Source organism: Ruegeria sp. AP12, assembly GCF_056540025.1.
This window is the reverse complement of the sequence record NZ_JBQFVZ010000002.1, coordinates 376,508-391,280: the sequence shown is the minus strand read 5'-3', so window position 1 is coordinate 391,280 and position 14,773 is coordinate 376,508. Positions and strand designations below refer to the sequence as shown.

Here is a 14,773-nt window from a genome sequence, read left to right as displayed (position 1 = left end):
CGGAGGCGGTTCATCAGCTTACACATGCGCCACCTCCATGCCATGCGCGCCGCCCATCATCAGGCCGATCTCGTCCACGGTCAGGCCCGTCGTCGGGCGTGGCGCGCTCAGCCGTCCTTCGTTCAGGGCGGCAAAGCTGTCCGAGATTTCCATCAACTCATCCAGATCCTGCGAGATACAGACAACCGCTGTCCCCTTGGCCGCCAGATCCAGAATCGCCTGCCGGATTGAGGCCGCAGCCGCCGCGTCAACACCCCAGGTCGGCTGGTTCACCACCAGCACGTCGGGGTTCTGCAGCACTTCGCGACCGATCACGAATTTCTGCAGATTGCCGCCTGACAGCGACCGCGCCGCATTCTCCGGCCCCGGCGTGCGCACGTCGAACGCCTCGATGATCTTTTCGGCGAAACCCTTGGTTTCTGCCCATTTCAGAAAACCGTTGCTCTCCAGCCCTTCGCGGACCGATCCGGTCAGCAGGGCATTCTCAGTCAGGCTCATATCCGGTGCCGCCGCGTGGCCCAGCCGTTCCTCGGGTGCTGTCAGCACGCCCAGCTTCCGGCGCGCGCTCGGTCCAAGTTTGCCAACCGGCTGTCCGTTGAACTTGATTGCATCAGCGGCTGTCGTGATTTCACCCGACAGAACCCCCAGCAATTCATCTTGTCCGTTCCCGGCAACGCCACCGATGCCCAGAACCTCGCCCTTGCGGACGGTCATATGCACGTTCTTCAACGCCGTCCCGAATTCCGATGGCGACGGCACCGACAAGCCGCTGACATCCAGCGCAACCTCGCCGAACGCGCGACCGGACCGTTCCGGCGTTTGCAGGGTCGAGCCCACCATCATCTCGGCCATGTCCCGCGCCGAGGTCTCAGCTGGAACACATTCGCCCACATTCTTGCCCAGACGCAGGATGGTGGCGTGATCGCATAGCGTGCGGATTTCCTCCAGCTTGTGCGAGATATACAGGATCGAGGTGCCCTCGGATCGCAGCTTGTTCAGCGTCTCGAACAGGATTTCGACCTCCTGCGGGGTCAGCACGCTGGTCGGTTCATCCATGATCAGCAGCTTGGGATCTTGCAGCAGACACCGAATGATCTCGACCCGCTGGCGTTCACCAGCGGACAGATCACCGACCGTGCGATAAGGGTCCAGCGGCAGGCCATAGGTCTCGGACACTTGCCGAATACGCGAGGCCAGATCGCCCATCGGGGGCGGGTTCTCCATCCCCAGAGCAATATTTTCGGCCACATTCAGCGCGTCAAACAGCGAGAAATGCTGGAACACCATCGCAATGCCGTCTGCCCGAGCCGCGCGGGGTTCAGGTGGCGCAAATGGCTGACCGCGCAGCAGCATCGTACCGCTGTCAGGCTTCACCAACCCATAGATCATTTTCACCAGCGTGGATTTCCCCGCGCCGTTTTCGCCCAGCAGGGCGTGAACCTCGCCTTCACCGATGTCAAAGGACACCTGATCATTGGCCACGACGCCGGGATAGGCTTTGGTCAGCCCTTGCAAGCTTAAAAGTGGAGTGGTCACGCGCTCAGGTCCTTCTTCAATTCGTTCCGCCGGGCCGGGCGCAGCAGCTGTGCCGCGACGCCAACGGCGATCATCTGCGGGTGTTTGCCCAGACCGGGGTCACCGATTGGACAGGTGATCCGGCTGATCCGCTCGGGCGAATGCCCAAGGGCCGCCAACCGCGACCGGAATCGCGCCCATTTCGTAGCCGAGCCAATCAGCCCAGCAAAGCGGAAATCGTGCAAAAGCAGCCGGTTGCACAGTTCCAGGTCCAGATTGTGTGAATAAGTCAGCACCAGATGCTCGGCATCGCGCGGCGCGTGGCGCACCAACTCGGCCGGTTTTGCCGCTGGGACGACGGTAATGCCGTGCGGTACGGTTTCAGGGAAGCGCTCTGGCCCGGTATCAACCCATGTGAGGGCCAGGTCGGGCAGGGGCGACAGAACGTCAACCAACGCCCGGCCCACATGGCCAGCGCCCCAAATCCAAAGATTGCGAGCCGGTTGGTGAACCGGTTCGACCATCCAGCCATCAATCAATTGCGGGTCTGGCTCGATGCCCTGACCACGCGCCCGCGCCAGCAGCCGTTTGACGGATAGGGGCATTTCGCCACCCGAAACCGGGCGAGCGATGATCTTGTCATCAAGACCGTTCACCGTATCAAGGTCATAAATCTCGCTCAGCAGCGACACCGCCCCGCCGCAGCACTGGCCCATATCCGGGCCAAGCGCGTGTTGGCTCAGCCGTACGTGGTCGGTTTGATGGCGCGCAGCTTGCGCCGCCTGATACTCCAACGTACCGCCGCCGATGGTGCCCGATTGCCCGCCCTCCCAGACCAGCATTGCGGCACCGACCTCGCGCGGGGACGACCCTTTAATCCCGGCGATGACCACCCGGACCACTTTTCCGTGGGTTTTGACCGCCTCCCTCAAAGCCTCCAGATCAAATCCCATCAGATGCCTCCCTTCATCCTTTGGACGCCGCGCCAGATTTCCTCGGCCGTGGCGGGGGCATCCAATGCCGGGTATCCATCCCCGCAGGCCGCCACCGCATTCGACAGTGCCAGCCAGGCCGAGATGCCCAGCATGAAGGGCGGCTCGCCCACCGCTTTTGAGCGATAGATCGTATCCTCGCGGTTCTCTCCGTCCCAGAGCGCGACGTTGAAGATGTCGGGCCGGTCGGAACAAGCGGGGATCTTGTAGGTCGAGGGCGCGTGGGTGCGCAGATTGCCCCTGTCGTCCCAGACCAGTTCCTCGGTCGTCAGCCAGCCCGCGCCCTGCACATAGCCGCCTTCGACCTGTCCGATATCCAGCGCGGGGTTCAGCGAGGCACCTGCGTCATGCAGGATATCCGTGCGCAGAATGCGGTTTTCGCCGGTCAAAGTATCTACGGCAACTTCGGTCACCGAGGCCCCATAGGCGAAGTAGAAGAACGGGCGACCCCGGCCCTTGATCCGATCCCATTCGATCTTGGGCGTCTTGTAGAAACCGGTCGCCGACAGGCTGACCCGGCCCTGATAGGCCATCGCAGCAGCCTCGGCGAAGTTATAGCGTTCCTCACCGACCGACACATGCCCGTCCGAGAAGGTCACGATCGACGGATCGGCCTGATGCCGTTCGGCCAGATAGTCAGCCATCCGGTCGCGGATCGTGTCGCAGGCGGCTTTCACGGCCATGCCGTTCAGGTCACTACCCGATGAGGCCGCCGTGGCCGATGTATTGGGCACCTTGGCGGTATCGGTGGCGGTGATCTTCACCATCTCCAACGGGATACCAAAGCGCGAGGCCGCGACCTGCGCCACCTTCTGGAACAGGCCCTGACCCATCTCGGTGCCGCCATGGTTCAGGTGGACCGAGCCGTCCTGATACACATGCACCAGCGCCCCCGCCTGATTCAGATGTGTCAGCGTGAAGGAGATGCCGAACTTGACCGGAGAAAAGGCGATGCCTTTCTTGATGACTGCGTTCTCAGCGTTCCATTTCTCGATAGCGGCCTTGCGCGCGGTATAGTCGCTGGATTTCAGCAGCGCCTCGGTCATGCCGTGCAGTTCGAAATCGCTGACCTCCATGCCATAAGGCGTGGTGTTGCCACCAGCAGGCAAGGGGCGCACCGGGGCGTCGCCCATCTCAACGGCGCCGCGGCTGGTCAGGTCTTCGTGCGGGTCAACGTGGCCGAGCGGTTTTTCCGTGAGAACAGGGTCAGCAACAACATGCGCAGGCTCGTAGTAGTTCCGCCGCCGCAGCTCGACCGGGTCCAGTCCCAGTTCATGCGCGGCGTGATCCATCACGCGCTCGATCCCGACCATGCCCTGAGGACCTCCGAACCCGCGATAGGCGGTGGCGGATTGGGTGTTGGTTTTCAACCGGTGGCTCTCGATGCGCGCGTTGGGCAGCAGATAGGCATTGTCGGAATGCAGCATGGCGCGGTCGGCAACCGGCAGGGACAGGTCCTGCGCCCAGCCGCAGATCGCATATTGCAGGAACGAGACGCCCTGAATGTGACCATTTTCATCGAACCCGGCCTTGTAGGAAATCCGGAATGCGTGGCGCTTGCCGGTGATGGTCATGTCATCGTCGCGGTCATAGCGCATCTTGCAGGCTTTGCCGGTTGCCCGTGCCGCCACGGCGCAAGCGACGGCCAGCGCGTTGCCCTGACTTTCCTTGCCGCCAAAGCCTCCGCCCATCCTCCGGGTCTCAACCCGTACCGCGTGCATGGGCACGCCCAGGGCGTCTGCCACCTTGTGCTGGATCTCGGTCGGGTGCTGGGTCGAGCTGTGGACCAGCATGTCGCCGCCCTCGTTTGGTAGGGCCAGCGCGGCCTGCCCTTCGAGGTAGAAATGCTCCTGTCCGCCGATCTCGAACGTGCCTTCGATCACATGGGCCGCGCCCGCGATGGCCGCGTCGGCGTCGCCCTTGGCGTAGATGCGCGGGCCGTCTTCGAACCGGCTGTCGGCGGCCAGGGCCTCTTCAACCGTCAAGATCGGGGTGTCTTCGGCATAGTCGATCTGCCCCAGTCGCGCGGCTTTGCGGGCGGCCAGATGGCTGGTCGCAACCACAAGGAAAACCGGCTGGCCGATATAGTGCACGGTGCCGTCCGACAGCAGCGGTTCATCGTGGATCGAGGGCGAGACGTCGTTGGCAAAGGGCAGGTCGTCGGCGGTCAGGACCGCGACGACCCCGTCGGCTGCTTTCGCCGCAGACAGGTCCATCGCGGTGATCCTGCCCTTGGCAATCGGGCTAAGGCCAAAGGCCAGATGCAGCGATCCTTTGGGGGTCGGGATGTCGTCCACATAGCGCGCGGTGCCCGAGACATGCAGCGGTGCCGCGTCATGCGGCAGGGGTTTGGTCACGCTCATGCCGATACCTCCAGCACGTTTGTCACCTCACCCTGATCTTCGAGGAAATATCTTTCGAGCATCGCTTTGGCGGTTTCCAGTCGATAGGTGGCCGAGGCGCGCATGTCCGTGAGTGGTGTGAAATCGTCGGCAAAGGCGGGAAGCGCGGCCTGAATGGTGTCGCGCGTCCACGGGTTGCCGATCAACGCGGCCTCGACATGGGTTGCCCGTTTCGGGATGGCCGCCATGCCGCCAAACGCGATGCGCGCCCGGGTGATGGTGCCGTCCGAGACGGTGATGTTGAAACAGCCGCAGACGGCCGAGATATCCTGATCGAACCGTTTGCTGAGTTTATACGCCTTCAGCCGGTCGGGTTGACGCGGGAAGCTGACGGCCTCGACGAACTCGCCCGGGGTGCGGTCCTGCTTGCCGTAGTCGATGAAGAACTGCTCAAGCGGCAGGGCCCGGCGGCTGTCGCCTTTGCGCAGGTGCAGCGTGGCGTTCAGCGCGATCAGGGCAGGCGGGTTGTCCCCGATGGGCGAGCCGTTGGCGATGTTGCCGCCCACGGTGGCCGCGTGGCGCACCTGAACGCTGGCATAGCGGCGGATCATTTCTGCATAGGAAGGGTGCAGATCGGCCAGCGCCTCGCCCATGCGATTCATGTCGACCATGGCACCAAAGCGGATTTCGTCATCGGTGATGGTGATCTGTTTCAGGTCGTCGCAGCGGCTGAGGAAAATCACCGAGTCGAGATCGCGCAACTGCTTGGTGACCCAGAGCCCGACATCGGTGGCCCCTGCGATCAGGGTGGCGTTGGGGTGGTCGGCATAAAGAGCTGCCAGTTCGTCGGAGTTGTTGGGGAGGAAGGGGGGCTCTGCCCCCCGGCCTGCGGCCTCCCCCCGAGGTATTTTTGAACAAGAGAAGGACTGGTCGTTGGTGATCCAGTCCGGTGTCGGTTTTGGTTCGGCGGCTTGGGCGGCGCGGATGATCGGGGCGTAGCCGGTGCAGCGGCAGAGGTTTCCGGCCAGTTGCGTGTCGTGATCGGTGGCACCGGTGGCGTGGCTTGCGACCATCGACATCACGAAGCCCGGGGTGCAGAAGCCGCATTGCGAGCCATGCAGGTCGACCATGGCCTGTTGCACCGGGTGGGCTTCGCCGTTTGGACCGCTGGCCCCTTCGACGGTGCGGACCGCTTTGCCGTGTAACTGAGGCAGGAACAGGATGCAGGAATTGAGCGCCTTGTGGCCATCCGCATCCGTCACCATGACGGTGCAGGCACCGCAATCGCCTTCGTTGCAACCTTCCTTGGTGCCGGTCAGGCCGCGATCCTCGCGCAGCCAGTCCAGCAGGGTGGCTGTCGGATCGACATCCGCCAGTTCCACTGTCTCTCCGTTCAGAAGAAACGTGATCGTCATACGAGAAACCCGTCGCGTTACCCGGTTGCGCCCTTGGGTGCCCTCCTTCGATGCGACGTAGAAAGAGTGGCGGGCGGAGTGCTTGCCGTGTGATGTTAGAAACAGGGCAGGTTCTCTGGCAAGAAAAACTGCCTGTATGATGCACCATTACCCCCAAACGGCGCGAAGGTGCGGGTTTTCAGTAATATTCAGGCGATTGAAATTAAAGCGTTTTCTGCAGCGGCCTAGCCGCGGCCCCCGAAGCACCTTCTGAAAAAGCCGAATAATCAGCGCCGATTTTTTAGGCATCCCAAAGCGTCGGTTCCCGCTTTTGCAGCGCCTCTGGCTGGGATAGCGTAGGGGTCATGAGCAGTTCCCCACGATTCATTCACCTCCGCGTTCACACCGAATATTCCCTGTTGGAAGGGGCCATGCGGCTGAAAAAGCTGCCCGCGCTTTGCGAAAAGGCCGAGATGCCCGCCGTTGCGGTGACCGACACCAATTCGATGTTTTCGGCGCTGGAATTTTCCGTCACCGCCAGCGGGGCCGGGGTGCAGCCGATCATGGGATGTCAGGTCGATCTGACCTATGTGCGGGCGCAGCCCGGTGAAAAGCCCAAAGCGCCCGCGCCGCTGGTGCTGCTGGCGCAGTCCGAGGTTGGGTATGAGAACCTGATGAAGCTGAGTTCCTGCCTTTACGTGGACAAGGGCGGGCAGTTGCCGCAGGTGACGCTGGACGAGTTGACGGAACGGTCGGATGGTCTGATCTGTCTGTCCGGTGGGCCGGACGGACCGATTGGGATGCTGTTGCAGCAGGGGCAGCGCCCGGCGGCTGAGGCTTTGGTGGACCGGCTGGCGGGAATGTTCCCGGATCGGCTGTATATTGAGTTGCAGCGCCATCCGGGTGAAGGTGGCCAGCCCGAGGCTGAACGCTTGACCGAGCGGGGCCACGTCGAGATGGCCTATGCCAAGAACCTGCCGCTGGTTGCCACCAATGACGTCTATTTCCCGACCTCGGATATGTATGAGGCGCATGATGCGCTGATCTGTATTTCGGAAGGGGCCTATGTCGATCAGCAAGAGGGCCGCCGCCGTCTGACCGCGCAGCACTATTTCAAGTCGCAGCAGGAGATGGTGACGCTGTTCGCTGATCTGCCCGAGGCGATAGAAAACACGGTCGAGATCGCGCGGCGTTGCGCCTTTATGGCCTATCGTCGCGATCCCATCCTGCCGAAATTTGCTGATGATGAGGTCGCCGAACTGCGCCGCATCGCCAATGAAGGATTGCAGAAACGTCTGGCCGTGATCCCCCATGCGGTGACGCCCGACGAATATCAGGAGCGGCTGGATTTCGAGCTGGGTATCATCGAAGGCATGGGCTTTCCCGGTTACTTCCTGATCGTTGCGGACTTTATCCAATGGGCCAAGGATCACGACATTCCGGTGGGGCCGGGGCGGGGCTCGGGCGCGGGCTCGCTGGTGGCCTATGCGCTGACGATCACCGACCTTGATCCGCTGCGCTATTCGCTGCTGTTTGAACGGTTTTTGAACCCCGAGCGGGTGTCGATGCCCGACTTCGACATCGACTTTTGCATGGACCGCCGCGAAGAGGTGATCCGATACGTGCAGCAGAAATACGGGCGCGACAAGGTGGGGCAGATCATCACCTTTGGTGCTTTGCTGTCCAAGGCCGCCGTGCGCGATATCGGGCGGGTGCTGCAGATGCCTTATGGGCAGGTGGATCGCCTGTCCAAGATGATCCCGGTTGAAGGGGTGAAACCCGTTTCCATCGAAAAGGCGCTGAAAGACGAACCGCGACTGCGCGAAGAAGCACGCAACGAAGAGGTTGTGGAGCGCCTGCTGAATTATGGCCAGCAGGTCGAGGGGTTGCTGCGAAATGCCTCGACCCACGCCGCCGGTGTGGTGATTGGCGACCGGCCTCTGGACGCGCTGGTGCCGCTGTATCAGGACCCGCGATCCGACATGCCTGCGACCCAGTTCAACATGAAATGGGTGGAACAGGCCGGGTTGGTAAAGTTCGACTTTCTGGGTCTGAAAACGCTGACCGTGATCCAGAACGCGATGGACCTGATCTTCAAATCCGGGCGGCCCTTGCACGTGGCGGCGGACGGTACACAACTCTATGAACCTGCCGACGGGGCCGAGAACCAGATCAACGCCATCCCGCTGGATGATGAGGCGACCTACAAGCTGTATTCTGCGGCCAAGACGGTGGCGGTGTTCCAGGTGGAATCCACCGGCATGATGGATGCGCTCAAGCGTATGAAGCCGACGTGCATTGAGGATATCGTGGCCCTTGTGGCGCTCTATCGTCCCGGTCCGATGGAGAACATCCCGACCTATTGCGAGGTCAAGAACGGGCTGCGCAAGATCGAATCTGTTCACCCTCTGATCGACCATATCCTTGAAGAAACGCAGGGCATCATCGTTTATCAGGAACAGGTGATGCAGATCGCTCAGGTGATGGCAGGGTACAGCCTTGGCGGGGCCGACCTGCTGCGCCGCGCGATGGGTAAAAAGATCAAAGAGGCGATGGATGCCGAGCGGCCCAAGTTCGAAAAAGGCGCGGGTGAGAATGGCGTGGATGCAAAGAAGGCGTCCGAGGTTTTCGACCTGCTCGAGAAATTCGCCAACTATGGTTTCAACAAATCCCACGCGGCAGCCTATGCGGTGGTCAGCTATCAGACTGGCTGGCTGAAGGCGAACCATCCGGTCGAGTTCATGGCGGGCGTCATGAACTGCGATATCCATCTGACCGATAAGCTGGCGATTTATTTCGAAGAGGTCCGCAAGGGTCTGGAACTGCCCCACGTGCCGCCTTGCGTGAACCGCTCACTTGCGACGTTCGATGTGGTCGAAGGGCATCTGGTCTATGCGCTGGGCGCGTTGAAAAACGTGGGCGTCGAGGCGATGAATCTGGTGGTCGAGGGGCGTGCCGACAAACCGTTCGTCAACCTGTTCGACTTTGCCCGCCGTGTTGACCTGAAGAAGGTCGGCAAGCGCCCGTTGGAAATGATGGCGCGGGCCGGGGCGTTCGATCAACTCGACAAGAACCGCCGCCGCGTGTTCGAAAGCCTCGATCCGTTGGTGCAGTATTCGGCGGCGATCCATGAACAGAAGAACTCGAACCAGGTGTCGCTGTTTGGTGAGGCAGGGGACGACCTGCCTGAACCCCGCCTGTCGCCCACGCCCGACTGGCTGCCTGCGGAACGGCTGAGCGAAGAGTTCAAGGCCATCGGCTTCTACCTTTCCGGCCACCCGCTGGACGACTATATGCCCGCGCTGAAGCGCAAGCAGGTGCTGACGCTGGATGAGGTGACGGAAAAGGCGCGCTCGGGCCCGTTGATCGCCAAAATGGCCGGTGTCGTGGCCGGGCGGCAGGAACGGAAATCCGCGCGCGGCAACCGGTTTGCCTTTGCCCAGCTTTCGGACCCGACGGGGGCATATGAGGTCACGCTGTTCTCGGACACGTTGGAGAAATGCCGCGAGTTTCTGGAAACCGGAGCGCAGGTGGTGCTGACGGCTGAGGCAACCATGGAGGCAGACCAGCTGAAACTGCTGGGCCGCTCGGTTGGTCCGGCGGATTCGGTTGTTGCCGAGGCCGGGGCAACCGGCCTGCGCATTTTTGTGGAGCAACCGCAGGTCCTGTCCACCGTCGCCACGGTGCTGGCGGACGCGGCGAGCGTCGCCAAGGGGGCATCGAAGGGGCCGATTCAGGTGTGTTTGATGGACCCGACCCTGCCGGGCGATGTTGAGATGGATCTGGGGCAGGAGTTTCCGATCAACCCGCAGATCAAGGGCGCGATCAAATCGCTGGATGGCGTTCTGTCGGTCGAGGAGGTCTGACCCCCGGATTTGTTGCCACAGGCTTTTTGCCTAGCTAAGCTGAACCCATACTCTCATTGACCTGTGAAACAGGAGGGCATTGGTTTGGCACTTTCAGGAATTGGGTCCAAAGCGCTGATGTTGGCCGGGGCGATCTCGCTTTCGGTGGCGACTGCGGGTTTTGCGGATGACAAAAAGAAGAAAAAGACAATCGAAGGCGCATTGATCGGTGCGGGTGTCGGCGCTTTGATCGGCGACGGCAAGGGCGCAGCAATCGGCGGTGTGGCCGGGGCGATTATCGGACATAACTGGAAATGAACGTGATGCGTATGACCCTGTCCAAAATCGCCGCTGCCGGGCTTTGCCTTTCACTGCCGGATGGCGCGTTCGCTGACGACGCGGCAGAGCAGATGGTGCAGGACGCCTTACCCGTGATGCACTATACCTGCGCTTCGATCGCCGAAGAGGCGGATGGCGACGAAGCCTTTGTTGTCGCCGTTGTCGAAAAGATGACGGCCCTGTCGCTTTATAATCGTCAGATCAATATCGAAGATCACGCGACCACCGACGCGGAAAAAGCCCAACTGCGCGAAGCTTTCATCGCGGCGCTGTCCGAGGGCTGCGCGGCGGACAAGAATGCCCTTCTGGGTGGTGTGGTCGATAACGCGGTGAAATCCACGCTGGGGCTGTGACCCCTCAGTAATGCGGCGGCCGTTCGTCGCCATAGACGATGCCGCCTGATCCTTCCTGTGCCCGCTCGGCCTCGCGTTGATACAGCATGGCGACCCGGCGGGTCAGGCGGTCGATTTCGTCCTGTTGCGCGGTGACGATCGTGTTCAGCTCTTCCACCGTGCGGGTCAGATGGGCGATCTGTTCTTCCAAATGCTGCATTGCGGGCTCCTTCCGCGACGGTCATAGCGGGCCTTTGGGGCCAAGGCCAGCCAAAGCGCGCCTTGCCCCGATGCGGGCCATGGGATAGACCGCGCGCGGAACACTAAACGCCCAAGGACGCCCCACATGGCCAAGCCCAAGAAACAGCCCCGCCCCAAGGCCATCACGCCGAAAGGGTTCCGCGACTATTTCGGCCAGGAAGTCACGCAGCGCACCGAGATGCTGCGGGCTATTGCGGATGTCTACCATCGGTACGGGTTCGATGCTTTGGAAAGCAGTGCGGTCGAGACCGTCGAGGCGCTGGGCAAGTTTCTGCCCGATGTGGACCGCCCGAACGAAGGCGTCTTTGCGTGGCAGGAAGTGGACGAAAGCGATAAAGGCGACTGGATGGCGCTGCGCTATGACCTGACCGCGCCTCTGGCCCGCGTCTATGCGCAGCACCGCAATGATCTGCCCACGCCCTATCGCCGCTATGCGATGGGTCCGGTCTGGCGGAACGAAAAGCCCGGGCCGGGGCGCTATCGTCAGTTTTATCAATGTGATGCGGATACGGTGGGCACGGCCTCGATGGCTGCGGATGCCGAGATTTGCGCGATGCTGTCGGACACGCTGGAAACCGTCGGCATCCCGCGCGGCGACTATCTGGTGCGGGTCAATAACCGCAAGGTTCTGAATGGTGTGCTTGAGGCGATGGGGCTTGGCGAAGACGCCGCTGCCCGCGACAACGTTCTGCGCACCATCGACAAGTTCGATAAGGTGGGTGAGGCCGGGGTGCGTGAATTGCTGACCAAGGGTCGCTTGGATGCCTCGGGCGCGTTCATCGACGGTGTGGGTCTCAGCGACGATCAGGCCGAGCCGGTGATTGCCTTCCTGACGTCAAAGGCCGCTGATACCGCCGGAACTTTGGCCAACCTGCGCGCCGCCGTGGGTGACAGCAAGATCGGTGCAGACGGCATTGCCGAATTGGAACAGATTGGCGCGCTGCTGGATGCAGGCGGATACGGCGCGGACCGGATCGAGATTGACCCCTCGGTCGTGCGTGGCCTCGGCTACTACACCGGGCCGGTCTATGAGGCCGAGCTAACCTTTGAGATTTTCGATGAGAAAGGCCGCAAGCGGCAGTTCGGCTCGGTCTCGGGCGGTGGGCGTTACGACGATCTGGTCAAGCGCTTCACCGGGCAGGAGGTTCCCGCAACCGGCGTGTCCATCGGCGTTGATCGCCTGCTGGCCGCCCTGCGCGAAAAGGGCCGCATCGCCGCGCAGGCCACCGGCCCGGTGGTCGTCACCGTGATGGACCGTGACCGCATGGCCGACTATCAGGCGATGGTGGCCGAACTGCGCAATGCGGGCATCCGGGCCGAGGTTTATCTGGGCAACCCCAAGAACTTTGGCAATCAGCTGAAATATGCGGACAAGCGAAACTCTCCGATTGCGGTGATCGAAGGGGGCGATGAAAAGGCAAACGGGATCGTGCAGATCAAGGACCTGATCCTTGGTGCCAAGATTGCCGAAAGCGCCACGCTGGAGGAATGGAAAGAACGCCCCAGCCAGTTCGAAGTGCCGCGCGGCGATCTGGTCGCCAAGGTCCGCGAAATTCTGGACAGTCAGGACTGAGCCATGCCCAACCGTTCCCAGATACAGGCCCGCGCCGCGATGATGCGGGTGCGGTTCGAGGCCGCCGGGGCGCAAGTGGTGGACACGCCCCTGCTGCAACCGGCGGACACGCTGCTGGACCTCTATGGCGAAGACATCCGCGCCCGTGCCTATGTGACCTCGGACGCGCTGCGCGGTGAACAGATGTTGCGCCCGGATTTCACGCTGCCCGTGGTGCAGATGCATATGAACGATGGGGCCGAGCCCGCGCGCTATACCTATTCCGGCGAGGTGTTTCGGCGGCAGGAACACGACCCGGACCGGTCCAACGAATACATTCAGGTGGGGTACGAGGTCTTTGACCGCAATGACCCCGCCGGCGCGGATGCCGAGGTATTCTCGCTGTTTGCGTTGCAATTGCGCGGGCTGCCTCTGCGTGCTGCAACAGGGGATATCGGTATTCTGACGGCCGCCGTGCAGGGCCTGCGCACGACCGACAGACGCAAGGATGCGCTAATGCGGCATCTGTGGCGTCCGCGCCGGTTCCGCACTCTGCTGGACCGGTTCGCCGGGCGTAAGGCTGGCCCCGAAGGGCGGGATACGCGGTTGGATGCTGCTGACCCTCTGGCCATCGACGCCCCAATGATCGGCAAACGCCGCGCATCCGAGATCGAGGCGCGGATCGCGGCGCTGCGCGAGGATCGTGACACTCCGCCGATTTCCGACAATGAGCTGGTCGGGTTGGAAACGCTGCTGAACGTGCGCGAAACCATGCCCTTTGCGTTGGAGCAGCTGCGTGACGTGGCAGTTGACCTGCCGCAGATCACCCCGGCGCTGGACCGGCTCGAGGCGCGTGTGGCCTCGCTTCAGGCGCGCGGTGTGGATGTGGAACGGCTGGATTTCGAGGCCGCCTATGGCCGCACGTCGATGGAATATTATGACGGGTTTGTCTTTGGCTTCTACGCCGAGGGCCGCCCCGACCTGCCACCGATTGCCACCGGCGGGCGCTATGACGCGCTGACGCGGCAATTGGGCAACGGCGCGGAAATCCCCGCCGTGGGCGGCGTACTGCGCCCGGACCTGATGCTTGAGGTTGAGGAGGACGCGCAATGAGCCTGAAACTGGGCGTGCCCTCGAAGGGCCGGTTGATGGACAAGACCTTTTCGTGGTTCGAAAAGCGCGGCATCACCCTGTCGCGCAGCGGCTCGGACCGGGAATATGCCGGTAAGGTCGAAGGCATTGATGGCGTCTCCCTGATCCTGTTGTCCGCCGGGGAAATCCCCCGCGAACTTGCGGCGGGGCGTATTCATCTGGGTGTAACCGGCATCGATCTGGTGCAGGAAAAACTGCCACGTTGGGAACAGCAGGTCGAAGAAGTCTCGCGGCTTGGGTTCGGCAAGGCCGACCTGATCATCGCCACGCCCGCCTGCTGGGTGGATGTGGATACGCTGGACGATCTGGATGCGGCAGCGGCGGCGTTCCGCAAGGCTCACGGCCACCGGCTGCGGATTGCCACCAAATATCACCGTTTGGTGCGGGAGTTTCTAACGGACGCAGGCGTGGCCGATTACACGCTGGTCGACAGTCAGGGCGCGACCGAGGGCACGGTGATGAACGAAACCGCCGAGGCGATTGCGGACATTACATCCAGCGGCGAAACCCTGCGCGCCAATCACCTGAAAATCCTGACGGACGGGCTTGTGTTGCAGTCACAGGCGACCCTGTGGCGCAGCCGGGTGGCCAGTTATTCGCCTGATGACAAGCGGGTGCTTGCAGAAGTGATGGACCGGGTGAGCAAAACCTAATCAGGGGCAGCGGTCACAGATTTGCTGACGTCAAAACGTTTTGACCCGCACGTCCCCTTCCATTTTTTGAAAACGACATTCTTTCTCAGGTCGAATGTCATGGTGCCGGTGTTGCCGCCTCCGCAGTTCGCGCTGTCGAAGCTGAAACTGATGGATTGCTTTTTGCTGTTCCCCGAAACGCTGGCGCCGTTGATGTTTTGCAGCGTGGAGGATGTGATACCTGCAATGTTGCCGCTGGCAATGGTGACCGTCACTGGAAAGGGGTTTTTTGAAGGTACTGTCAGGCTGTATTTTCCGTCCTTTGGGGCAGCAAGAACGCTCGTTCCACCTGCCACACAAACAGCCGCCAATAAAATTGTCCGGATTTGTCCATTCATCATAAAGTGCCCTCGTTAA

The 14,773-nt window shown here is 61.9% G+C and carries 12 protein-coding genes; 6 read left to right on the top strand and 6 right to left on the bottom strand.

Annotation, left to right across the window (positions count from 1 at the left end; all coding sequences use genetic code 11):
• Nucleotides 1-18 precede the first annotated feature (18 nt).
• The 4 genes from ACR0E6_RS09845 to xdhA are packed head-to-tail and all read right to left on the bottom strand — an operon-like array spanning nt 19 to nt 6,264.
• Nucleotides 19-1,536 carry an ABC transporter ATP-binding protein gene (locus ACR0E6_RS09845; RefSeq protein WP_480582699.1) on the bottom strand — a complete coding sequence of 506 codons (1,518 nt, stop codon included), beginning with the start codon at nt 1,534-1,536 and terminating at the stop codon, nt 19-21.
• The gene (xdhC, locus tag ACR0E6_RS09840) at nt 1,533-2,468 is read right to left on the bottom strand and encodes a xanthine dehydrogenase accessory protein XdhC (RefSeq protein WP_480582697.1); all 936 of its coding nucleotides are present in this window, start codon (nt 2,466-2,468) and stop codon (nt 1,533-1,535) included. Before xdhC ends, ACR0E6_RS09845 begins: the two co-directional genes overlap by 4 nt.
• Nucleotides 2,468-4,870 carry a xanthine dehydrogenase molybdopterin binding subunit gene (gene xdhB / locus ACR0E6_RS09835; protein WP_480582695.1) on the bottom strand — a complete coding sequence of 801 codons (2,403 nt, stop codon included), beginning with the start codon at nt 4,868-4,870 and terminating at the stop codon, nt 2,468-2,470. The genes xdhC and xdhB overlap by 1 nt, the downstream gene beginning before the upstream one ends.
• A complete protein-coding gene (gene xdhA, locus ACR0E6_RS09830) occupies nt 4,867-6,264 on the bottom strand; it encodes a xanthine dehydrogenase small subunit (protein ID WP_480582693.1) in 1,398 nt (465 codons plus the stop codon). Before xdhA ends, xdhB begins: the two co-directional genes overlap by 4 nt.
• 344 nt (nt 6,265-6,608) lie before the next feature.
• On the opposite strand from xdhA, the gene dnaE reads away from it, so the two are divergent.
• The 3 genes from dnaE (at nt 6,609) to ACR0E6_RS09815 (ending at nt 10,780) form a co-directional block, all read left to right on the top strand.
• Nucleotides 6,609-10,109: a DNA polymerase III subunit alpha gene (gene dnaE, locus ACR0E6_RS09825; RefSeq protein ID WP_480582691.1), complete on the top strand. Its 3,501-nt coding sequence runs from the start codon at nt 6,609-6,611 to the stop codon at nt 10,107-10,109.
• Between the two features lie 84 nt (nt 10,110-10,193).
• Nucleotides 10,194-10,406 carry a YMGG-like glycine zipper-containing protein gene (locus tag ACR0E6_RS09820; RefSeq protein WP_480582689.1) on the top strand — a complete coding sequence of 71 codons (213 nt, stop codon included), beginning with the start codon at nt 10,194-10,196 and terminating at the stop codon, nt 10,404-10,406.
• Nucleotides 10,407-10,411: 5 nt separating this feature from the next.
• A complete protein-coding gene (locus tag ACR0E6_RS09815) occupies nt 10,412-10,780 on the top strand; it encodes a hypothetical protein (RefSeq protein WP_480583153.1) in 369 nt (122 codons plus the stop codon).
• 4 nt (nt 10,781-10,784) lie between these two features.
• Here the strand turns inward: ACR0E6_RS09815 and ACR0E6_RS09810 are convergent, their stop codons facing one another.
• Nucleotides 10,785-10,979: a SlyX family protein gene (locus ACR0E6_RS09810; protein ID WP_170452743.1), complete on the bottom strand. Its 195-nt coding sequence runs from the start codon at nt 10,977-10,979 to the stop codon at nt 10,785-10,787.
• A 126-nt stretch (nt 10,980-11,105) separates the two neighbouring features.
• Between ACR0E6_RS09810 and hisS the strand changes: the two genes are divergently transcribed.
• The 3 genes from hisS to hisG are packed head-to-tail and all read left to right on the top strand — an operon-like array spanning nt 11,106 to nt 14,377.
• The gene (hisS, locus tag ACR0E6_RS09805; protein ID WP_480582687.1) at nt 11,106-12,593 is read left to right on the top strand and encodes a histidine--tRNA ligase; all 1,488 of its coding nucleotides are present in this window, start codon (nt 11,106-11,108) and stop codon (nt 12,591-12,593) included.
• Nucleotides 12,594-12,596: 3 nt separating this feature from the next.
• Entirely contained in the window at nt 12,597-13,685 is a 1,089-nt protein-coding gene (locus ACR0E6_RS09800) for an ATP phosphoribosyltransferase regulatory subunit (RefSeq protein ID WP_170521638.1), read from the top strand.
• Nucleotides 13,682-14,377, top strand: coding sequence for an ATP phosphoribosyltransferase (gene hisG, locus ACR0E6_RS09795; protein WP_170521640.1), 696 nt, complete (start codon nt 13,682-13,684; stop codon nt 14,375-14,377). Before ACR0E6_RS09800 ends, hisG begins: the two co-directional genes overlap by 4 nt.
• Here the strand turns inward: hisG and ACR0E6_RS09790 are convergent.
• The gene (locus ACR0E6_RS09790) at nt 14,374-14,757 is read right to left on the bottom strand and encodes a hypothetical protein (RefSeq protein ID WP_480582684.1); all 384 of its coding nucleotides are present in this window, start codon (nt 14,755-14,757) and stop codon (nt 14,374-14,376) included. The genes hisG and ACR0E6_RS09790 overlap by 4 nt on opposite strands.
• Nucleotides 14,758-14,773 lie beyond the last annotated feature (16 nt).